The 19,956-nt window shown below is 73.2% G+C and carries 18 protein-coding genes; 7 read left to right on the top strand and 11 right to left on the bottom strand.

The genetic code is table 11. The annotated features are described in order from the left end of the window. Positions 1-18: 18 nt before the first annotated feature. The 5 genes from M8542_RS27430 to M8542_RS27410 are packed head-to-tail and all read right to left on the bottom strand — an operon-like array spanning position 19 to position 5,245. The gene (locus M8542_RS27430) at positions 19-1,311 is read right to left on the bottom strand and encodes a DUF58 domain-containing protein (protein ID WP_257923124.1); all 1,293 of its coding nucleotides are present in this window, start codon (positions 1,309-1,311) and stop codon (positions 19-21) included. A 1-nt stretch (position 1,312) separates the two neighbouring features. Then, complete coding sequence (locus M8542_RS27425) at positions 1,313-2,278, bottom strand: AAA family ATPase (RefSeq protein ID WP_257923123.1); 966 nt, start codon at positions 2,276-2,278, stop codon at positions 1,313-1,315. Continuing rightward, positions 2,275-3,414 (bottom strand): DUF4350 domain-containing protein, encoded by a 1,140-nt coding sequence (locus M8542_RS27420; RefSeq protein ID WP_257923122.1) that lies wholly within the window; start codon positions 3,412-3,414, stop codon positions 2,275-2,277. Before M8542_RS27420 ends, M8542_RS27425 begins: the two co-directional genes overlap by 4 nt. Then, on the bottom strand, positions 3,411-4,055 hold the full coding sequence (locus tag M8542_RS27415; protein WP_257923121.1) for a DUF4129 domain-containing protein: 645 nt from the start codon (positions 4,053-4,055) through the stop codon (positions 3,411-3,413). Before M8542_RS27415 ends, M8542_RS27420 begins: the two co-directional genes overlap by 4 nt. Next, positions 4,049-5,245 (bottom strand): hypothetical protein, encoded by a 1,197-nt coding sequence (locus M8542_RS27410; RefSeq protein WP_257923120.1) that lies wholly within the window; start codon positions 5,243-5,245, stop codon positions 4,049-4,051. The genes M8542_RS27415 and M8542_RS27410 overlap by 7 nt, the downstream gene beginning before the upstream one ends. Positions 5,246-5,495: 250 nt before the next feature. Between M8542_RS27410 and M8542_RS27405 the strand changes: the two genes are divergently transcribed. Then, positions 5,496-6,515 carry a neutral zinc metallopeptidase gene (locus M8542_RS27405; RefSeq protein ID WP_257923219.1) on the top strand — a complete coding sequence of 340 codons (1,020 nt, stop codon included), beginning with the start codon at positions 5,496-5,498 and terminating at the stop codon, positions 6,513-6,515. On the opposite strand, the gene M8542_RS27400 is transcribed toward M8542_RS27405, so the two are convergent. Together M8542_RS27400 and M8542_RS27395 are read right to left on the bottom strand one after the other, a co-directional pair. Next, on the bottom strand, positions 6,508-6,936 hold the full coding sequence (locus M8542_RS27400; protein ID WP_257923218.1) for a P-loop NTPase family protein: 429 nt from the start codon (positions 6,934-6,936) through the stop codon (positions 6,508-6,510). The genes M8542_RS27405 and M8542_RS27400 overlap by 8 nt on opposite strands. A gap of 81 nt (positions 6,937-7,017) precedes the next feature. Further along, complete coding sequence (locus M8542_RS27395; RefSeq protein ID WP_257923119.1) at positions 7,018-8,097, bottom strand: potassium channel family protein; 1,080 nt, start codon at positions 8,095-8,097, stop codon at positions 7,018-7,020. 91 nt (positions 8,098-8,188) lie between these two features. Between M8542_RS27395 and M8542_RS27390 the strand changes: the two genes are divergently transcribed. After that, a complete protein-coding gene (locus tag M8542_RS27390) occupies positions 8,189-8,551 on the top strand; it encodes a DoxX family protein (RefSeq protein WP_372508613.1) in 363 nt (120 codons plus the stop codon). A 144-nt stretch (positions 8,552-8,695) separates the two neighbouring features. On the opposite strand, the gene M8542_RS27385 is transcribed toward M8542_RS27390, so the two are convergent. Together M8542_RS27385 and M8542_RS27380 are read right to left on the bottom strand one after the other, a co-directional pair. After that, a complete protein-coding gene (locus tag M8542_RS27385) occupies positions 8,696-11,932 on the bottom strand; it encodes an ATP-dependent helicase (RefSeq protein ID WP_257923118.1) in 3,237 nt (1,078 codons plus the stop codon). 88 nt (positions 11,933-12,020) lie between these two features. Then, a complete protein-coding gene (locus M8542_RS27380) occupies positions 12,021-15,233 on the bottom strand; it encodes an ATP-dependent helicase (protein WP_372508612.1) in 3,213 nt (1,070 codons plus the stop codon). 133 nt (positions 15,234-15,366) lie between these two features. On the opposite strand from M8542_RS27380, the gene M8542_RS27375 reads away from it, so the two are divergent. The 5 genes from M8542_RS27375 to M8542_RS27355 all read left to right on the top strand — a co-directional run bounded on the left by M8542_RS27375 (position 15,367) and on the right by M8542_RS27355 (position 18,199). After that, on the top strand, positions 15,367-15,690 hold the full coding sequence (locus M8542_RS27375; protein WP_257923117.1) for an MGMT family protein: 324 nt from the start codon (positions 15,367-15,369) through the stop codon (positions 15,688-15,690). A gap of 28 nt (positions 15,691-15,718) precedes the next feature. Continuing rightward, positions 15,719-16,552 carry a siderophore-interacting protein gene (locus tag M8542_RS27370; RefSeq protein WP_257923116.1) on the top strand — a complete coding sequence of 278 codons (834 nt, stop codon included), beginning with the start codon at positions 15,719-15,721 and terminating at the stop codon, positions 16,550-16,552. A gap of 77 nt (positions 16,553-16,629) precedes the next feature. After that, the gene (locus M8542_RS27365) at positions 16,630-17,064 is read left to right on the top strand and encodes an SRPBCC domain-containing protein (protein WP_257923115.1); all 435 of its coding nucleotides are present in this window, start codon (positions 16,630-16,632) and stop codon (positions 17,062-17,064) included. Continuing rightward, a complete protein-coding gene (locus M8542_RS27360; protein ID WP_257923114.1) occupies positions 17,061-17,390 on the top strand; it encodes an ArsR/SmtB family transcription factor in 330 nt (109 codons plus the stop codon). The genes M8542_RS27365 and M8542_RS27360 overlap by 4 nt, the downstream gene beginning before the upstream one ends. Further along, a complete protein-coding gene (locus M8542_RS27355; RefSeq protein WP_257923113.1) occupies positions 17,390-18,199 on the top strand; it encodes a DUF899 family protein in 810 nt (269 codons plus the stop codon). Before M8542_RS27360 ends, M8542_RS27355 begins: the two co-directional genes overlap by 1 nt. On the opposite strand, the gene M8542_RS27350 is transcribed toward M8542_RS27355, so the two are convergent. Continuing rightward, a complete protein-coding gene (locus tag M8542_RS27350) occupies positions 18,162-18,995 on the bottom strand; it encodes a uroporphyrinogen-III synthase (RefSeq protein ID WP_257923112.1) in 834 nt (277 codons plus the stop codon). The two genes, M8542_RS27355 and M8542_RS27350, sit on opposite strands and share 38 nt — an antisense overlap. Then, entirely contained in the window at positions 18,988-19,956 is a 969-nt protein-coding gene (locus M8542_RS27345; RefSeq protein WP_257923111.1) for a helix-turn-helix transcriptional regulator, read from the bottom strand. Before M8542_RS27345 ends, M8542_RS27350 begins: the two co-directional genes overlap by 8 nt.

Genomic DNA, 19,956 nt, shown 5'->3' with positions numbered 1-19,956 from the left:
CACCACCGGAGCCACCCGTTAGAGCCGGCCCGCCGCCTTCAGCGCCAGGTACCGGTCCGCCAGCGCCGGCGGCAGCTCCTCGGGCACCGCGTCGACCACGCTCACCCCGTGCCGGGCCAGCCGCTCGGTCACCCGCTGCCGCTCCGCCACCGTCCGCGACGCCGACGCCGCGTCGTACACCGCTTCCGCGTCACCCCGGCCAGCGAGCATCTCCGCCACCCGGGGGTCCGCCACCGACGCCACGATCAGCTCGTGCCGCGCGGTCAGCGTGCTCAGCACCGGGAACAACCCCTCTTCCAGCGGCGCCGCGTCCAAACCGGTCAGCAGCACCACGAGCGACCGGCGGCGGGTGCGCTGCAGGACTTCCGCGACCATCCCGCGCGCGTCCGTCTCGACCAGCGACGGCTCGAGCGGCGCCATCGCGTTCACCAGCGACGTCAGCAACGCCGCGCCCGACGAACCCTGCACCGCGGCCCGCAACCGCCGGTCGTACGCCAGCAGGTCGACCCGGTCGCCGGCCCGGGAAGCCAGCGCCGCCAGCAACAACGCCGCGTCCATGGCCGCGTCGAGCCGGGGCGCGTCGCCGACGCGGCCCGCCGACACGCGGCCCGTGTCGAGCACCAGCACCACGTGCCGGTCGCGCTCGGGGCGCCACGTCCGGACCATCACGTCGGCCGCGCGGGCCGTGGCGCGCCAGTCGATCGAGCGGACGTCGTCGCCGATCACGTACTCGCGCAGCGAGTCGAACTCCGTGCCCTGGCCGCGGATCAGTACCGCGCTGCGGCCGTCGAGCTGCTGCAGCCGCGCCAGCCGGGACGGCAGGTGCTTGCGGCTGTGGAACGGCGGCAGCACGCGGACCGTCCACGGCACCTCGTGCGAACCCTGCCGCGCCGCGATGCCCAGCGGGCCGACCGACCGGACCGTCACCCGGGCCGCCGTCCGGTCACCGCGTCGCGACGGCCGCAGCGAAGTCACCAAGGCCTGCCGCTCCCCCGCGGGGAGGCGCAGCGCGTGCCGGTCGGAGGCGCCGGCCGAAGGCGGCCACGCGTCCCGCAGCTGCCCGCGGATCGCGCGGCCACCGGGGTTCGCGACGACCAGCCGCACTTCGCACGGCTCGCCGAGCCGCACCGAGGTATCACCTGACCTCTGAAATGTCAGTGGCCGAACGCCCCCGGCGAGCACCAGGTCGACGACCACGAGCACCAGGAGCACCCCGCCGACGGCCAGGATCCCGGTCGTCGACGGCAGGAGCAGCCCGACCACCAGCGCGCCGAAGAGCGCCAGCAGCCCGAGCCTTCCGGTGACGGCCATGTCAGCGCGGCACGGGCACGGACGCGAGCACGCGGTCCAGGACGCCGTCCGCGGTGACGCCCTCCAGCTCGGCCTCCGGCCGCACGTCCAGGCGGTGCCGCAACGCGGGCCGCGCGAGCGCCTTGACGTCGTCGGGCGTCGCGTAGTCGCGCCCGGCGAGCCACGCCCACGCGCGGGTCACCGCGAGCAAAGCCGTTGCGCCACGCGGGGAAACGCCGATGCGCACCGACGGCAAAGACCGCGTCGCCCGGCACAGGTCGACGACGTACCCGATCACCTCGGGCCCGATCGTCACCTTCGAAACCGCTTCGCGCGCTGCCGCCAGTTCGGTCGCCCCGGCGACCGCCTTGAGGCCGGCCGCGGCGAGGTTGCGCGGGTCGAAGCCCTGCGCGTGCCGCCAGAGGATCCCGATCTCGTCCTCACGCGACGGCGCGGGCATGGTCAGCTTGAGCAGGAACCGGTCCAGCTGCGCCTCCGGCAGCGGGTAGGTGCCCTCGTACTCCACCGGGTTCTGCGTGGCGATCACGATGAACGGGTCCGGCAGCGGCCGCGTCTTGCCGTCGAGTGAAACCTGCCGCTCCTCCATCGCCTCCAGCAGCGACGACTGCGTCTTCGGCGGCGTCCGGTTGATCTCGTCGGCCAGCAGCAGGTTCGTGAACACCGGGCCCTCGCGGAAGGAGAACTCGCCGCTGTGCGCGTCGTAGACGATCGAGCCGGTGACGTCGCCGGGCATCAGGTCCGGCGTGAACTGCACGCGCGTGGTCTCCAGGTCCAGCGCCGCCGCCAGCGCCCGCACCAGCAGCGTCTTCGCCACCCCCGGGACGCCTTCGAGCAGCACATGCCCCCGGCAGAGCAGCGCCAGGATCAGCCCGGTGACCGCGGCGTCGTTGCCGACGACGGCCTTGCCGACCTCGGCACGCAGCGCGATCAGCGCTTCGCGGGCCCCCGTCGCGTTTTCGCTGGTCAAGTTCGCCCCACCTCTCGTTCCACCCTGTCCAGTTCGCCGGCCAGCCGGACCAGCGCGGGGTCGTCGGCCACCGGCGGACCGTAGAGCACCGCGCCGACGTCGTTCGCCGCACGGCCGGCCCGCGCGCTCACCGCGTGCACCAGCGCCGCCGGGTCCGCGTCGCGCGGCAGGCCCAGCGTCGTGCGCAGCCGGGCCCGCGCCGCCTCCCGCAGCGTCTCACCCGCGTGCCCGGCGGCCTTCGCCCGCCGGTACAGCCGGGCGCGGCCCTCGGCGGTTTCGGCCGCGCGGACGACGATCGGCAGCGGCTCGGTGACCACCGGGCCCAGCCGCCGGGCCCGCCACAGCGCGAACAGCGCGACCGCGATGAACGCCTGCGCGGCGCCGAAATACCAGCCGTCCGGGATCAGGTCGAAGATCGACCGGCGGCTGTCGTCCAGCCCCGGGTCGGTCGTGGCCGGCAGGTACCAGACGAGCTTGGGGTGCGCGCCCAGCAGGTGCAGGCCCAGCGCCGCGTTGCCCTGCTCGGCGAGCTTGTCGTTGGTCAGCGGCGCGGACGAGCCGAGCAGCGTCGTCGTGCCGCCCGCGTCGGCGAGCTGCAGCAGCGTGCCGCCGCCGTCCTCGCCGGGATAGCACGAGCGCGCGCCGGGCGAGGCGTAGCCGATGCCGCCGAGCGTCACGTCGCCGGCCGCGACCGCCGCGGCGACGGTGCACTGCGGGCTCAAGGTGCCTTCGTCGTTCTGGGCGACCGGGTGCACCAGCGGCAGCGAGTCGTGCAGCGTCGGCGCGCCCGGCGTCACCAGGACGACGTCGGCGGCGTGCTCCCGCAGCGCGTCGAGCCGCTTCGCCGGGACCAGGTCGGGCTGGGTGACCAGCAGCGTCGCGTCTTCGCCGACTTCGTCGTCCGCCTCGGCCATCGTGTGCGCCGTCCGGACGTCGACGCCCTGGTCCTGCAGGAGCTGCGCGAGCGCGTGGGCGCCGCCGGGCTCGTAGGAGCCGGGTTCGAGCGCGCCGTGGGTCTGTTCGCCGCGGCCGAGCAGCAACAGCGCGCCGGCGGCGAAGATCAGGACAACGAGGGCGAGGGGGATGCGAGCGGAGCGCCAGATCCGGCGCACGTCCGGCGAAACCGACGTCGTCACTGGCCCGCCATGGCGACCGGCCGCTCACGACGGCTGCGTTCGTCCAGCTCGGTCAGCTCGGTGTAGGCCGCTTCGGTGCCCTCGCGGCCGCCGTAGTGGACGTCGTCGAACAGCCGCGCGCCCCGGCGCAGGGCGTCGGCGACGTTCGGCAGCAGCAGCCCGGCCTCCGCGGCGGCCTCGTCCGCCGTCCGGCCGGAGCGGACGTCGAGCAGCGCGCGTTCCTCCAGGGCCCGCACGACGGCGCGGAAGCGGTCGCGGACGGCGTCGTCGTACCGGCCGGCGGCCGCGGCTTCGGCGGCCGCGCGGCGGTAGTCGCCGGCGCTCTGCCGCCGCGTCCCGCCGAACACGGTCCGCTCGGCGCGGGCCGCGCGGGCGATCTTGCCGGTGCGCAGCCGGATCACGACGACCAGCACGATCAGCAGCACCAGGACCAGCGCCAAGCCGAAGACCCCGCCGGGGAACGACGACGAAAGGCCGTTGAGCAGCTCGTTCAGCCGGTCACCCAGCCACTGCCCGATCTGCTGGAGGATGTTCGGCTGCGCGTCCCGGTACTTCGGGTCGGTCAGCTCCTCGGCGGCGGCGCGACGGGCCGCGTCCCGGTCGATGTCGACCGGGACGTCGATCAGGACCCAGCTCACCACGCCTGCGGCGGCTGGACCCCGGCCGCGCGCGCCAGCTCGATGTCCATGCCTTCGCGGCGCATCCGCTGGTCGAGGTAGACGATCACGGTGACCAGCGTGACGAACGGGATCGCGATGGTGCCGGAGACGATCTGCCCGGCCGAGGCCAGCAGCAGGTCGCCGGTGCTCGGCACGTACACCTTGCCCGGGGTGAGGACCGAGCTGAACACGCCGGTGCCGACGGTGAACGGCAGCTGGATGATGTTCTCGAAGAACGACTCGATGACCTTCGCCAGCACCAGGATGCCGAGCACGCGCCAGAACGAGCCGCGCACCAGCTTGACCGAGCGGGCGAACGCCTGCCGGAACGTGCCGCGCTCGAGCACCAGCGCCGGGGCGGCCAGCGCCCAGAACGCCCAGGCCACCGCGCCCGGGATGAGGCACAGCATCAGGCCGACCGTCGTGATCAGCGAGTAGACGAACGCGACGCCGAGCAGCGGCAGCAGCCGAGGCTGCACCTCCTGCCAGGCGATGCCGAAGGTGACCTCGCGGCCCAGCGCGGCGCGGCCCATCACGGCGGCCATCAGACCGGCGGTGATCGTCAGCAGGAACGTCGTGACGAACAGCGCCGGGACCACCGCGAGGAAGGCGTCGCCGAACGCGCCGAACACGAAGTCGCGCAGCTCTTGTTCGGTGGCGCCCGGCCCGAGGGTGCCCGGCGCCGCGAGGCTCTCGAGGTCGGCGAGCACGTACCGCTGGATGAAGAAGCCGATCACGGCGCTGATCACGGCCATCACCGCGCCGATGCCGAGGATCAGCAGCGGGTGCCGGCGGATCGCGGTGATCGCGCCGTCGAGGATGTCGCCGATGTTGAGCGGCCGCAGCGCGATCACGCCGGGCTTGCCGAGCCCGTGCGGGTTCCAGCCGCCGGGCGCCGGCGCGTACCGCTGCTGCCCGGTGAACGGCGGCAGCGCGTCCGGCTGGTAGCCGGCCGACGGCGACTGCCAGCCGGTCGGCGTCGGCGGGGCCGGTTCCGGCGTGGCTTGCGCGTCCGGCGCCTGCCACCCACGCGGCGGCGTCGCCGATGACGCGGAGTGATCTTCCGGCGGCTTCGACTCACTCGATCCGGGGGCGGGAGCCTGGGGGATGCCCTGGCTGGGTGTCGGCGTGTCGGCGCCCTCGCCGCCGGGCGCGCCACCGGTGTCTGTCATCGAAGCCCCTCGCCTGCAGTGCCTGCTTGCCGACACTCTCTCAGAGCCGGTTGCACCCGGCCAGACCTGGGGTGACGTCCGGGCGCGGTGACGCCGTGCGCACGGACGGGTGCGGGAAGGCCCGTTCCCCCGATATGCTGAATGGCGGGATCGGGTACCCCCGATCCGTACCGAGACCCTTCGGGACTGCCTAGTGACGCAACCGCCCCACGGCCAGGTACCGCCTCGCGGCACCGTCCAGCCGCCGCCGGTGCCGGGTGCGCAACCGGATCTCCCGTGGCTGGGCCGCCCCCACACCGTGTCCGCCCCGAAGCGCCGGTCCCCGGCGGCGGTGATCGGCGTCTGCCTCGGCGCGGTGGCCGTGCTGGTGCTCGGGCTGGTGGCGATCGTGGCCCTCAACCGCGACGCGACACCGCCGCTGTCCAGCGCCAACTACCGCGACACACCGTCGTCCGAGAGCCCTTCGCAGCTGCCCGGCGGCGCGGGCGCCCCGGCGTCGGCTTCGCCGGTCCCGTCGACCGAGCTGTCGACGCCCAGCGCGACCGGCCCGCAGAAGGTGCTCAAGCTGGCCGACCACCCGATCCTGCAGGACCCCAACGCGGGGCTGCAGAACCGCGTCTGCACCCTGCCGCCCTGGCAGAGCACCCAGGCGGGCGCGGAGGCGTTCTTCACCGCGGCGAGCAAGTGCCTCGACGCGGCGTGGGGCCCGTTCCTCGAGGCCTACCACCTGCCGTTCACCTCTCCGGCACTGCACTTCCCGACGGGCGCGAGCTTCGAAACCGAGTGCGGCACCATCCAGGTCGGCATCGCGACGGCCGCGTACTACTGCGAAAACAACCTGTACGTCCCGTTCCGCGGCCTGCAGACCGACCAGTACGGCAACAACCCCGGCGTGTACCTGGCCCTGTTCGCGCACGAGTACGGCCACCACGTCCAGGAGGTCGCCGGGCTGATGGACGCGGCCTGGCAGAAGATCTACGAGGCCGGCCAGAACAGCCCGGCCGGGCTGGAGATGTCGCGGCGCAAGGAGCTGCAGGCCCAGTGCTTCTCGGGCATGTTCCTCGGCGCGCACGTCGACCAGGGCGGCACGATCAACCGCGACATGTACAACAAGGCCTGGAACGACCAGGAAACCCGCGGCGACAACACGTCCCGCAGCCACGACCACGGCACGAACGCGCACTACGCGTCGTGGTGGCGGGCGGGCGCGACGAGCAACCGGATCGCCGACTGCAACACCTTCGCGGCGCCGTCGTCCGAGGTCAGCTGACCTTCGGGGCGGGCTTCGGTCGCAGCGGGATGCTCAGCCAGAGGTAGACGAACATCCCGCCGGAGAAGCAGGCGAACACGAGCAGGAACAGGCCGATCGGACGCCGCGCGTCCGACGCCCCGGCCGAGGTGTCCGCGGCCCGGACGGTGACCGTGCCCTGGTCCGGCAGCTGCTCCGGGACGCCGACGTCGACACGCTCGCCTTGGCCGTGCCCGCAGCCGTTGAGGGTGCCCTCGTGCGTCTTGCCGGCGACGGTGAACTTCACGGTCTCGACGGCGTCCGGCCGGTCGCACGGCGCGGGCTTGGTGACCTCGGCCGTCACGGGGGCGCCGAGATCGTCGTTCGAGATGCCCAGCAGCCCCGGCCCGGCCAGCCAGGCGAGCAGCACGACGAGCACACCCGCCGCGGCGGGGATCGCCACCGTGGGCCACTTGAGATCGAGTGATCGCGGAGGCACCGGTTCATGGTTCCAGATCCCGCGGGCAAAACCCAGGCGCCCTGGTCAGCGCTCGATCTTCTCCGCCTGCGTGACCTTCTTGACGTACAGCAGCTTGTCGCCGGGCTCGATGGCGTCCGCCTGCGGGGAGTCGACGCGGTAGAGGACGCCGTCGCGGACCACGCCCAGGACCAGGTCGGACAGGTGCCGGGGCGACCCGCCCTCCTCGGCCGGCTCGACCGCCCGCTCGGCGATCGCCAGGCCCGACTCCGGGGTCAGGAGATCCTCCATGATGTCCACGACCAGCGGCGTCGAGGTCGCCATGCCGAGCAGCCGCCCGGCCGTCTCGCTGGAGACGACGACCTGGTTGGCCCCCGACTGCTTGAGCAGGTGGACGTTCTCCGCCTCCCGCACCGACGCCACGATGTGCGCCTTGGGCGCCAGCTCGCGCGCGGTGAGCGTGACGAGCACCGCCGTGTCGTCGCGGTTGGGGGCGACGACGACCGCCCGCGCGTGCTGCACCGCGGCGACGCGCAGGACGTCCGCCCGGGTCGCCGAGCCGTGCACGGCGACGAGGCCGAGCGCGCTCGCCGCGTCGAGGGCCTGCTGGTCGGTGTCCACGACGACGATCTGGCCCGGTTCGACGTCTTCGTCGCCGAGCAGCGCGTTGACGGCGGACCGGCCCTTGGTGCCGAACCCGACGACGACCGTGTGGTCGCGCACCTTCGTCCTCCACTTCTGGATCTTGAACGCCTGCCGGGAGCGCTCGGTGAGCACCTCCAGGGTGGTCCCGACCAGGACGATGAGGAAGAGCACCCGCAGCGGGGTGATCACCAGCACGTTCACCAGGCGGGCCGACGAGGTGGCGGGCGCGATGTCGCCGTAGCCGGTCGTCGAAAGCGAAACGGTGGCGTAGTACAGGCTGTCGAGCAGGGACAGGCCGTCGCCGTTGGCGTCGCGGTAGCCGTCGCGGTCGATGTAGACGATGACCACCGTGAGCAGCAGCGCGAGCGTCGCGCCGACAACCCGCTTCACGATCGAGCGGAGGGGACTCACGGTCAGCTCGGGCATCCGCAGCACGCCGACGAGCTCGTGGTCCGGCCGATCGGTGAGACTGCCCAGCGGCAACCGCCTCAGGGCCTTCATGCACCGGCTCCCAGCGGCTGGTGTCGAGCGTCACTCACGCCCGGAGGATAGCCGAACTGCCCCGAGCGCCGCCGCGTGGAACCATCAGCCGGTGGCTGATTCACAACGACCCGCGCACGTCCTGGCCGGGGCACTGGGCTTCATGGGCGTCCTGCACTTCGCCGTCCCGAAGCCGTTCGACGGGCTGATCCCGCGGTCCTTGCCGGGTTCACGCCGGGCGTGGACGTACGGCTCGGGCGTCGCGGAGCTGGCGGTCGCGGCCGCGGTGGCGACCCCGCGCACCCGCCGCCTGGGCGGTCTGGCAGCAGCCCTGCTGTTCCTGGGCGTCTTCCCCGGCAACGTCAAAATGGCAGTCGACGCGCGAACGCCGTCCCAACGCGCCATCGCCTACGCCCGCCTCCCCCTCCAGTGGCCGATGATCGCCTGGGCCCTGAAGGTCCGCGACCGCGCTTGAACCCGTGATCAGAGGGTCGACACGCGTGATTGAAGGGTCAACTCGCGTGATTGAAGGGTCGACACTGCCGCGGCTCGCACACCCGCCGTGTCGTCGCTCCAATCACGCGTGTCGACTGCTCAATCACGCGTGTCGACCCTTCGATCACGCCTCGGGGATGTCGCGGAGGAGCTGGCGGAGGCCTTCCGCGTCCAGGAGGTCCGCCGGGCGGATCGTGTGGTTCGCGCGGACGTAGTGGAACGCCGCGCGGACCTGCTCCACCGGGACGTTCTTCAGTGCTGCCCAGGCCATGCGGTACGCCGCGAGCTGGACCGACAGCGCCGGGCGGCGGGATTCGGCCGGGAGCGAGCCCGTCTTCCAGTCCACCACTTCCCAGTAGCCGTCCGGGTGCCAGAACACCGCGTCCATCCGGCCGCGCAGGGTGATGCCCTCGACGTCCGCCGAGAACGAGATCTCCACCGCGTGCGGCACGCGCTCAGCCCACTCGCTGCGCTCGAACGCCGCCTGCAGCTCCTCGAAGTCCGCGTCGGGCGCCTCGCCGATGTCGGCCGCGCCCGGGAGGTCGTCGATCTCGATGAGCTGGTCGCCGGCGAACCGGCGCTCCAGCCAGCCGTGGAACTCCGTGCCGCGGCGGGCGAAGCTGTTGGGCTCCATCGGGAGCGGCCGGCTCAGGTCCGTCGCGAGCCGGTCGGCGTCCTCGGCCAGCGCGACCAGCTGGCTCACCGAAAGCCTTGACGGCAGCGGGACCCGCTTGACCCGGTCGTCCTTGCGTGCCCATTCCTCGAGCAGGACGTCGGTGTCGGTGCGCCAGCCGTCCGGATCGTCCTCTTCGGACTCGGTCGGCTCGGCCAGCGCCTCGAACACCAGCTCCACCCCGGTCTGCACGCCGGTGCGCCGGTCCCCGAGCGGGTCGACCGGCCAGCGCGCCGTCCGCGAGTCCGACACCAGCGGGTTTTCGTCCTCCGCGGCGGGTTCCGGCGCCCATTCGGCGAGCTGCCCGACGCCCGTCTCGCGCAGGACGTCGCCGATCTCCGTCAGGAACTCCGACGGCCCCTTGAACCGGCTGCTGCTCTCGTTCCACCAGTGCCCGGACACGATCAGCGCGTGCTCGGACCGCGTCAGCGCGACGTAGCAGAGCCGCCGTTCCTCCGCCTGCTCCCGCTCGACGAACCCCGCCTCGTGCAGCTCCAGTCCTTCTTGGACTTCCTTGCGGTCGTACCCGTCGGCGATCCGCAGCTCGGGCAGGTCCTGCGAGTCGCCGCGCAACGCGGCGGGCAGCGACGTCGCGGTCCGCAGCCACGACGACGACCGCCGTCGGCCCGGGAACACCTCGTGCACCAGGTGCGGGACGGCGACGACCTCCCATTCGAGGCCCTTGGCCGAGTGCACGGTCAGCACCTGGACGCGGTCCGGCACGACCTCGACCTCGCCGGGGGTGAGCCCGTCCTCGGCGTGCGCCGCGGTGTTCAGGTAGTCCACAAAGGACAGCAGCGTCGCGGTCGGCGCCGTCTCCGCGTAGTCGGTGACGACCTCGGCGAACGCGTCCAGGTGCGCACGGCCCGCGGATCCCGGGCGCGCCAACGACTCCACGTCCAGCAGCATCGTGCGTTCGACGTCGGCGACGAGCTCCGGCAGCGACTGGTCCAGCCGTCGCCGCAGCGCGGCCAGCTCCCAGCCGATCCGGCGGATGCGCTGGTGGCCCGCTTCGGAATACCGCTCCGGCGGGCCTGGCTCGTCGATCGCGTCGATCAGCCCGGCCTGCTCGACGCGCTCCACGACCAGCTCCGGATTGTCCGGAGTGGACTTCTCCGGGCTCGACAGCTCCCCGGCCCGCCGCCACAGCGCGGCGACGTCGGCGGCGGACAACCGCCAGCGCGCCCCGGTCAGCAGCCGCGCCGCCGCACTGCCGGACAGCGGGTCGGCGAGCACCTTCAACGTCGAGACGAGGTCCGCGACCTCGGGCTCGTCGAGCAGCCCGCCGAGCCCGACGACCTCGACCGGCAGTCCACGCGCCCGCAGCTCGGCGGCGATCGGCGCCATGTCGGCGCGGCGCCGCACCAGGACGGCGGCGGTCGGCGGCTTGCCGGTCTCCTCCTGCACGGCGTACCAGCGCCGGGCGAGCGCGTCGGCCACCCACTCGCGTTCGCCGCGGATGTCCGGCAGCAGCGCACACGCGATGTCCGCCGGTCCGGCACCTTCGCGGGCCCGCAGCCGTTCGACGCCGAGGCCGCGGGCCCGCAGTGGTTCGGCGATCGCGTTGGCGAGGTCGAGGATCTCCGGCGGGTTGCGGAAGCTCGTCAGCAGGCCGAATTCGTTGGCCGGGACGGGCTTTTCGCCGTCGTGGCGCGGGAAGTCCGTGGTGAAGCGGGGCAGGTTCGCCGCGCTGGCGCCGCGCCAGCCGTAGATCGCCTGGGCCGGGTCACCGACCGCGGTGACCGGCATCGGCGGGTTTTCGACGCCGCCGAACAGCGCCCGCAGCAGGACGCGCTGAGCGTGTCCGGTGTCCTGGTACTCGTCGAGCAGCACGGCGCCGAAGCGTTCGCGCTCACCACGCACGACCGATGGGTAGCCGCCGGCCAGCTGTGCGGCCAGGGACATCTGGTCGGCGAAGTCGAGCGCGCCTTCGTTGCGCTTGCGGCGGTGGTACTCGTCGACCAGCGGCAGCAGCGCGAGCCGGAAGTGTTGCGCCGCCATGATTTCCGTGAGCTTCTGCGGCAGCGCGGCGCGCTGTCCCTTGGCGCGTGGGGCGTTCTCGATGACCTGGCACATCCACTGGGTGTACTCGGCGAGCTGCTCGGTCGAGATCAGGTGCTCACCCAGCTCGCCGGCCAGCTGCAGGACGTCCGCGGTCACGGTCGGCGGCACGCGGTCGGTGTCCAGCTCGTGGTCCCATGTGGACACGACGCGGTGCGCGATCTGCCACGACGACGTCTCGGACAGCAGCCGGACACCGGGCTGCACGGGCAGCCGGAGCCCGTGTTCGGACAACAACCGCCCGGCGTATGCGTGGTAGGTGAGGACGGTCGGCTCGCCCGCGACCACAGTGGACCGCAGCCCGCCGGTGGGGTCGAGCCGGTCGAGCAGCCCGGAGCCGGCCAGGCGCCGCAGCCGCGCGCGGACGCGTTCGCCGAGCTGGCGCGCCGCCTTGCGGGTGAAGGTGAGGCCGAGGACGCGGTCGGGGCTGACGATCCCGTTGGCCACCAGCCAGACCACCCGCGCGGCCATGGTTTCGGTCTTGCCCGCCCCGGCCCCGGCGACGACGAGCGACGGCTCGACGGGCGCGGCGATGACGGTGGCCTGCTCGGGCGTCGGCCGGTGCAGCCCGAGCGCGTCGGCGAGTTCGGCAGGCTCGACGGGGTTCGCGATGAGTAGCGGGCTCACCCACTCACCCCCCAAGCGGCACTTTCACGTGAAAGTGCCGCTTTGCGGTTCAAAGCGTAGCTTTCACGTGAAAGCGGCGGTTCGGTGGTCATTGGCCGGGCACCTGCCTGCCCTCGGGGCGCAGCGGGCAGCAGCCGCGGGCCGGGCAGCGGTCGCAGTCCGGGTTCTCCTGGGCCTGGTAGTCCGGCCCCGCCGCCGAAGCCGCCGCGTCGCGGACCAGCTCCAGCCACTGCTTTCCGCCGGCTTCGTCGAGCGGCGGCTGCGATCGCTCGGTCGCGCCCGTCTTGTTGTTCGCCTTCGCGACATACACCAGCCGCGCGCCGCCGGCCTCCGAGCGGCCCTCGATCGCACCCAGCAGCACCGCCAGCTGGTACGCGGCCAGCTGCGGGTGCGCCTCCGCGTCCTTTCCGGACACCGGGACCTTGCCGGTCTTGATGTCGACGATCACCGGCCGGCCCTCGCTGTCCAGCTCGACCCGGTCGACGCGCCCGCGCAGCAGCACCCGGACCTCGTCGTCGCCCCCGGCCGGCAGCTCGACCTCGATGTCCTGCTCGACCCCGGCTTCCTTGAGCTCCGCCCGGCTCTGCTCCAGCCACGTCGTGAAGTTCTTCAGCATCTGCTCGACGCGCCGCCGCTCCCGCCGGGAGAACCACGGCGCCCCCGCGTCGACGCGCACCCACGCCTCGTCCAGCGCGGCCTGCAACTCCGCGTCGGTCTTGCCGGACGCGACGGCCTGCGCGAGCCCGTGCACCAGCGTCCCGGTGACCGCGGCGAGCTGCGCCGGGTCGGATCCGCCGTGGCGCTCGATCATCCAGCGCAGCGGGCACTTCGTCAGGATTTCCACTGTGGACGGTGAGATCCGGATCAGGTCGCCCGGCGGGTGCACCGGCTCGTCGCTGGACGCCGGGAGCAGGCCGTACCACGTCGACGGGTGCGCGCCCGGCACCTTCGCCTCGGCCAGCCGGCCGAGCTGCGCGGCCGCGCGCCGCCGCCGCGCCGGGTCGGCCTTGTCGTCGCAGACGACCTCGCGCAGCTCCCCCACCAGCTCGGCGAGCACCAGCGACCGGCCGGGCGGCTTCATCCGCGAGTCGAGCCCGCCGTCGTCGGCGCCGTTCTCCTCGAGGTCGTCGAGGAACCGCGACGGCTGTTCGTCCTCGCCGGACACCGCGGTGACCAGGAGCGTCTCCTTCGCCCGGCTCATCGCGAGGTAGAACAGGCGCCGCTCCTCGGCCAGGATCGGCGCGGTGGCGGACACGGCGTCGTCGTCGACGCCGGCCATCAGGTCCTTCAGCCGTTCGACCCCGAGCACCGACCCGCGCAGCCGCAGGTCCGGCCAAGCTCCTTCTTGGACACCCGCGACGGCGACGACCGTCCACTCGCGACCCGCGGCGGCGTGTGCGGTCAGCAGCGAGACACCGTCCGACGGCACCGCCGCCGGCGCGAGCGTGTCGCCCGCGATCTGTTGCGCCCCCAGGTAATCCGCGAAGGACGCGACACTCGCGCGCGGCAGCCGGTCGACGTACCGGCCCGCCGCGTCGAACAATGCGACGACCGCGTCGAGGTCGCGATCGGCCTGCGCGGCCAGCGATCCGCCGCGCTCGACCTGCTTCAGCAGCTTGTCCTGCAGCCCGCTTTCGGTCCACAGCTGCCACAGCACCTGCTCGACGCCGTCGCCGCGCGCGACGGCCTGGTGCGTGACGCGCAGCAGCCCGCCGACACGCCGCACCGGCTCGGCCTCCGCGTCGGCCAGCCCGACGAGGATGTCGCCGCCGCGCAACGCTTCCACGAGCAGCTCGTCACTCGACCGCTGCCCGCCGCCGGCCAGCTCGAGCCGGCGCAGCCCGCGCCGCAACCGCCGCAGCGCCAGCGGGTCCGCGCCGCCGAGCGCGGACGACAGCAGCATTTCGGCGAGGTCGACGTCGAGCAGGTCCGGCGCGGGCGCGAGCTTCAGCACGGCCAGCAGCGGCCGCACCGCGGGCTGGCGCGCCAGCGGCAGCTCCTCGGTCGCCGACCCGATCGGGACGCCGGCCGCACGCAAAGCGCGTTGCAGCACCAGGAAAGTCCGCGCCGGCGACCGGACGAGCACCGCGATCTCCGACCACGGCACGCCGTCGACGAGGTGCGCGCGGCGCAGCTGATCGGCGATCCAGCTCGCTTCGGCGGCCGGGGTCGGCATCACGCGCACGCGGACGTTGCCGCCCGTCGCCCCGGCCGGCGGGACGATCTTGCGGTGCGACGACGCGCCCGGCAGCGTCGCGCCGATCTTCGCCACCGCCAAGCGGACGGCCGGGGCCAGCCGATGCGCCGTGGTGAGCGTGACGGTCCGGCTGCCGTCCGGGTCGGCGTCGGCGAACAGGCTCGCGTCGGCGCCGCGGAAGGAGAACACGTTCTGGTCGGGGTCGCCGGCCACGACGAACTCCGCAGCGGTGTGCCCGATCATCCGGACCAGGCCGGTCTGCAGCGGGTCGAGGTGGTGGGCGTCGTCGACGAACAGGTGCCGCACGCGGGTGCGCTCGCGTTCACGCAGCTCGTCGTCGTCCTCCAGGGCAAGCAGCGCGGAGGTGACCAGCTCGGCCGCGTCCAGCGCCGGCGCGCTCGCGACCCCCAGCGCGTTGCCGCCCGCGCCCTGCAGCTGCGTGACTTCCTCGTACTGCGCCCAGAACTGCCCGGCGGCAATCCACTCGTCGCGGCCGCGGCGGCGGCCCAGCTCGGCGAGGTCCTCCGGCCCGAGCCCGCGCTCGGCCGCACGCATCAGCAGGTCACGCAGTTCTTCGGCGAAACCGGGGACCATCAGCGCCGGCCGCAGCTGCTCGGGCCAGTACCCGGCCTCCTCGTCGAGGTCGCCGGCCAGCAGCTCGCGGACGACGACGTCCTGCTCGGCGCCGGCGAGCAGGCGCGGCGGCGGCAGCTCCTCCGCCATCGCCTCCAGCCGCAGCAGCGAGTAGGCGTAGGAGTGGACGGTGCGCACCAGCGGCTCGCGGACGGTCCGGGGCAACGGCCGCGCCTGGTCGGGGTCGGCGGTGAGGCGGCGGGTGATGTCGGCGCGCAGGGTCTCGGCGGCCTTGCGGGATGTGGTGAGCACCAGCACGCTCTCCGGGTCGGCGCCCTCGGCGATGCGGCGGGTGGCGGCCGAGGCCAGCAGCGCCGTCTTGCCGGTGCCGGGGCCGCCGAGCACGCGGCGGAACCCCCCGGGTGCGGAGAGCACTCGGCGGGCGCCATCGTCCCAGGTGAACGTGGGTGCGTCGGCGATCGGCGTGCGCACCAGCCGCGCGTCCGCCTGCCTCGTTCGCCTCCCGTTCACCCCGCGATGGAACCACGCCCGCTCCCCCGGGTGGCGCACCGGCACGGCTTAGCGGGCGGGTGTTCGGTGAAGGTGCCGGAGCGTGCGCCGGGCGGACACGAAAAGTGTCGGTGGTGTGCGGCAGAGTGTGGGTATGGACGACGTTCTGCACGAGCGCGTGCGGGAGATCATCGAGTCGGTGCCGGCCGGCACGGTGGCCACGTACGGCGACATCGCGGCGCTCGCCGGCGCGCCTTCGCCGCGGATGGTCGGCGCCATCCTCGCCGAGGACGGGCACGACCTGCCGTGGCACCGGATCCTGCGCGCGAACGGCACCCCGGCGCCGCACCTGGTCCACGACCAGCTGGAGCGGCTGCGCGCCGAAGGCGTGCTGGCCGACGGCCAGCGCGTCGACCTACGCAAATACCGCTGGAAGCCCGACGGTGACGAAGATCCCGGTGAGGAGGGACTGTTCTGACCGCTGACTTTTAGGTTAGCCTCGCCTAATGACGACGCAGGTGGAGCGGCCGGCGGCCCTGACGTACCACCAGGCCCGGGTGACCGTGGTCCGGCCGATCACGCCGCACATGGTGCGCGTGACCTTCGCGGCAGCCAGCTTCGGCGAGGTGCCGCCCGGTGCGCCGGACCAGTACGTCAAGGTCTTCTTCCCGCTGCCGGGCCAGGAAACGCCCGAGCTGCCGGAGACCGGCTCCGACGTCATGTCGTGGTACCGCACGTACCTGGCGATGCCCGACGGCGTCCGCCCGCCGATGCGCACGTACACGGTCCGGGCGCACCGGCCCGCGGCGGCGGAGATCGACGTCGACTTCGTGCTGCACGGCGACTCCGGCCCGGCGTCGGCCTGGGCGGCGCGCGTCGCGCCGGGCGACCGGGTGGCATTTCTCGGCCCGCACGGTCTCTACGACGTGCCCGACGGCACCGACTGGCAGCTACTGGTCGGCGACGAAACGGCGTTGCCCGCGATCGGCGCGATCCTCGAGCGGCTCCCGGCCGGCACGCGCGCGTCGGCGTACATCGAGGTCTCGGAGCGCGAAGCGCGCCAGACGTTCGAGACGCGCGGAGCGGTCGAAGTCCACTGGCTGCTGCGCGGCTCGCGGCCGATGGGCGCGGCGCTCCTCGACGCGGTGCGAGCGGCGTCCTTCCCCGGCGGAGCGCCGTACGCGTGGGTGTCGGGCGAAGCGGGCGTCGTGAAGCTGGTGCGGCGGCACCTCGTGCGGGAGCGCGAAGTCGACAAGCGGCGGATCTGTTTCACCGGTTACTGGCGCAACGGCATGAGCGAAGAGGCGGTGGGACGGGAGGCCCTCCGCGCGGTCGACTGACCTCTCAGTGCAACCGCGAGGTTGCACAGCAGTCCTTCATGTGCAACCCTGGTGTTGCACATGAAAGGAGCGCACCCATGCCGAGCGACCGCATCGAGCGCGACATCCTGATCGCCGCCGCGCCGGACCGCGTCTGGCCGCTGGTGGCCGAGCCGGGGTTCTGGGCGACCGACGACGAAACCATCGAAGGCACAATGGCCGAGGAAGGCCAACGCCTGGTGGTCAAGCATTCGCAGCACGGCGACTTCCCGCTGCGCGTCGAGAAGGTCGACCCGCCGCGCTACCTCGCCTACCGCTGGGTGAGCGCGTTCCCGGGCGAGGAGCTGCGCGAAGACAACTCGACGCTGGTGGAGTTCACGCTGACCCCCGAGGGCGACGGCACGCGGCTGCGCGTGGTGGAAAGCGGGTTCGCCGCCCTGCCGACGTCCGACGAGAACCGCCGGAACGTGGTCAAGGACCACACCGACGGCTGGGCACAGTGCCTCCCCGCACTGGCCGCCCGAGCCGGATGAGCGTGGTCGACGGCGTCCTCGCCGCCCTGGCCGACCCGACCCGCCGTCACCTGCTGGACCTGCTGGCCGAACACGGCCAGGCCACCGCGACGACCCTGGCGGGCGGGCTGCCGGTGTCGCGCCAGGCGATCGTCAAGCACCTGGCGGTGCTGGACGCGGCCGGCCTGGTGGAGAGCGTCAAGGTCGGCCGCGAAGTCCGCTACGCGGTGCGCGCCGAAGCACTGGACACGACGGCCCGCTGGATGGCCGCGCTCGCCGCCGACTGGGACCGCCGCCTGGCGAAGATCAAGCGTCTCGCCGAAGCACTTCCCGAGGAGCAACCATGATGCCCACACAAACTGACCGCTCGACGTTCGAAGAGGCCCTGGACCGGTTGCGCGCCAGGCAAAAGGCCCACACGCGCGAAGGCGACGCGATCGCGGCGGCCCGCCGCCGGCTCCCGATGGTCGAGGTGGACGCGACTCTCGAGCTGCTCGGCCCGGACGGCCCGGTCACCCTGCTCGACGCGTTCGAAGGCCGCCGCCAGCTGATCGCGTACTACTTCATGTGGAACCCGGGCCGCCCCGCGGCGGAGCAGTGCGAGGGCTGCACGTTCTACACGAACCAGGTCGCCGAGCTGGCGAACCTGCACTCGCGCGACATCACGTACGCGGTGTTCTCGCAGGGCCGCAACGTCGCGACCGAGCCGGCCGACGCCGCGACGTCGTACGCGGAAAGCCTGCGGTATCGGACCTTCATGGGCTGGGACATGCCGTGGTACTCGGCGCAGCCGTCACTGGACGCGCTGCTCGGCGGGCGCGAAAAGGGCTTGTTCCATCTGATCTGCTACCTGCGCGACGGCGACCGCGTGTTCGAGACGTACTGGACGAAACGCCGTGGCGTGGAAGCGATGGACTACAGCTACGCGCTGATGGACTTGACGGCGTTCGGGCGCCAGGAGTCCTGGGAGGACTCCCCGGACGGCGTGCCACAGGACCGCACCAACGTCCGGACCGACGCGGGCGCGCCCGACTGGCCGCCGCTCGCCGAGTGGCCGGGTGGCCGGCCGATCGCGCAGTGGCCGCGCCTGGCCGCCGGCCGCGACGACGACCTCGGCGCTACGACCGGCTCTCCGACGTCCCACCGGTGCCACTGAGCGTCGTGACCAGGAGCTTCACCAGCGCACCAAGGCGCTGCCGCTCCGGCTGCACAGTCTCCACACCCACCGCCTCGAGCGGCGCCGCGGTCACCGGACCGACGCACGCGACCACCAGCGGCCCGCGCAACGCCGCGAGCAGTTGCTGGTAGCGGCCGGAAGTGCGGGCCAGCGTCAGGAAGTTCGCCGCCGCCGGGGCGCTCGTGAACGCGATCGCCCCGAGCGAGCCGGCCACCGCCGCGTCGATCAGTTCGTGCACCGGTGTCACGTCCCGCGGTGAAGTCCACCGGTACGGCTGCACCTCCACCAGCGAAGCCCCCGCCGAAACCAGCGGCGCGGTGAACTCCGGCAACGGCGTCCCGTGCAGCTGGACGGCCACGCGAGCACCGTCGACGCCCGCCGAACCCACCGCGTCGAACAGCTCGGCGTTCGATTCCGACTCGGCCGAGAAGGTCTCGCGCAGGCCCGCGCCCCGGACCGCGCCCACCGCTTTGGGCCCGCGGGCGTAGATCCGGGACTCCCCCAACCGCGCGACCAACGCGGTGCGCAGATCCCAGCCCGAAGCCGCGTCGAGCCAGCCGCGGAAGCCCGCGCCCGTCGTGACCACCGTGAAGTCGACCGGTGCCGCGACCAGCGCCGAGGTGGCGCCGCGAAGCAAGGGGTCGCTGTTCAGGGGCATGATCGTGATCGTCGGCGCGTGCCGGACCTCGGCGCCGTGGCGCTCGAGCGCGCCGATGAACTCCTCGGCCCGGCGCTCGGCCGTGACACCGATCGCGACCCCGCTCAGCTCACCCATAGAACGCGCCCATCTCCTCGATCGCTTCCGCCAGCTCCGCACGCAGGTCCGCCGGTGCCAGGACCTCCAGGTGCGGCCCGAACCGCAGCAGCTCGCCGATGGCGGGCTCGCCCGGTTCCACCGGCAGCTCCACGGTGAGCCAGCCGTCCGCGTCCGGCTCGTTCCGGCAGTCCCGCAGCGCGCGGGCGCCCACCGAGCCCGCGTAGAACGGTACGAGAGCCTGCGCCCGCGGCGACAGCCGCACCACGGCCACGCGCGGGAACATCCGGCGTTCGAACTGCTCGGACCACTCCTGCCAGTACGCCGCGAGGTCGAAACCGGCGGGCCGCTCGAACTCCTCGCCGAGGTCCGTCAGCTCGAGCACGCGGGAGATCCGGTAGGTCCGGTCGGTGCCCTCGCAGCGCGCGGCGAGGTACCAGTTGCCCGCCTTGAGGATGAGGCCCAGTGGCTCGACGTCCCGCTCGACGACGCGCTGCCCCCAGCGCTCGTAGCGGATCCGGATCCGGTGCGACGACCACACGGCGTCGGCGATCGCCGACAGCGCCGGCAGGCTTTCGATGCCCCGGTGCCAGCCGGGGACGTCCAGGTAGAACCGCTCGGCGACGCGCCCGGCCCGGTCTCGCAGCTCCTGCGGCAGCGCCGCGTACAGCTTGAGCTGGGCCGCGGCGAGGACGGTGCCGAGCCCCAGCTCTGCCGCCGCCACCGGCAGCCCGGCCAGCGACAGCGACTGCGCCTCTTCCTCGGTCATCCCCGTGAGCCGGGTGCGGTAGCCGTCGACCAGGCGGTACCCGCCGGTCCGGCCGCGGTCGGCGTACACCGGGACGCCGGACGCCGACAGCGCGTCGATGTCCCGGTAGACCGTCCGGACCGAGACCTCCAGCTCTTCGGCGAGCTCCTCGGCCGTCATCCGGCCGCGGTTCTGCAGCAGCAGGAGGACGGACAGGAGCCGGCTGGCGCGCAT

Origin of the sequence: Amycolatopsis iheyensis (assembly GCF_024703995.1) — a bacterium.
GTDB lineage: Bacteria > Actinomycetota > Actinomycetes > Mycobacteriales > Pseudonocardiaceae > Amycolatopsis > Amycolatopsis iheyensis.
This window is presented reverse-complemented; position numbering and strand designations above follow the sequence as displayed.

Excerpts from the sequence above, each read along its gene's own strand:
- M8542_RS27430 (WP_257923124.1), bottom strand. The coding sequence starts at position 1,311 with ATGGCCGTCACCGGAAGGCTCGGGCTGCTGGCGCTCTTCGGCGCGCTG.
- M8542_RS27410 (WP_257923120.1), bottom strand. The coding sequence starts at position 5,245 with ATGACAGACACCGGTGGCGCGCCCGGCGGCGAGGGCGCCGACACGCCG.
- M8542_RS27395 (WP_257923119.1), bottom strand. The coding sequence starts at position 8,097 with ATGAAGGCCCTGAGGCGGTTGCCGCTGGGCAGTCTCACCGATCGGCCG.
- M8542_RS27375 (WP_257923117.1), top strand. The coding sequence starts at position 15,367 with ATGGACGACGTTCTGCACGAGCGCGTGCGGGAGATCATCGAGTCGGTG.
- M8542_RS27370 (WP_257923116.1), top strand. The coding sequence starts at position 15,719 with ATGACGACGCAGGTGGAGCGGCCGGCGGCCCTGACGTACCACCAGGCC.
- M8542_RS27365 (WP_257923115.1), top strand. The coding sequence starts at position 16,630 with ATGCCGAGCGACCGCATCGAGCGCGACATCCTGATCGCCGCCGCGCCG.
- M8542_RS27360 (WP_257923114.1), top strand. The coding sequence starts at position 17,061 with ATGAGCGTGGTCGACGGCGTCCTCGCCGCCCTGGCCGACCCGACCCGC.
- M8542_RS27355 (WP_257923113.1), top strand. The coding sequence starts at position 17,390 with ATGCCCACACAAACTGACCGCTCGACGTTCGAAGAGGCCCTGGACCGG.
- M8542_RS27350 (WP_257923112.1), bottom strand. The coding sequence starts at position 18,995 with ATGGGTGAGCTGAGCGGGGTCGCGATCGGTGTCACGGCCGAGCGCCGG.
- M8542_RS27345 (WP_257923111.1), bottom strand. The coding sequence starts at position 19,956 with ATGCGCGCCAGCCGGCTCCTGTCCGTCCTCCTGCTGCTGCAGAACCGC.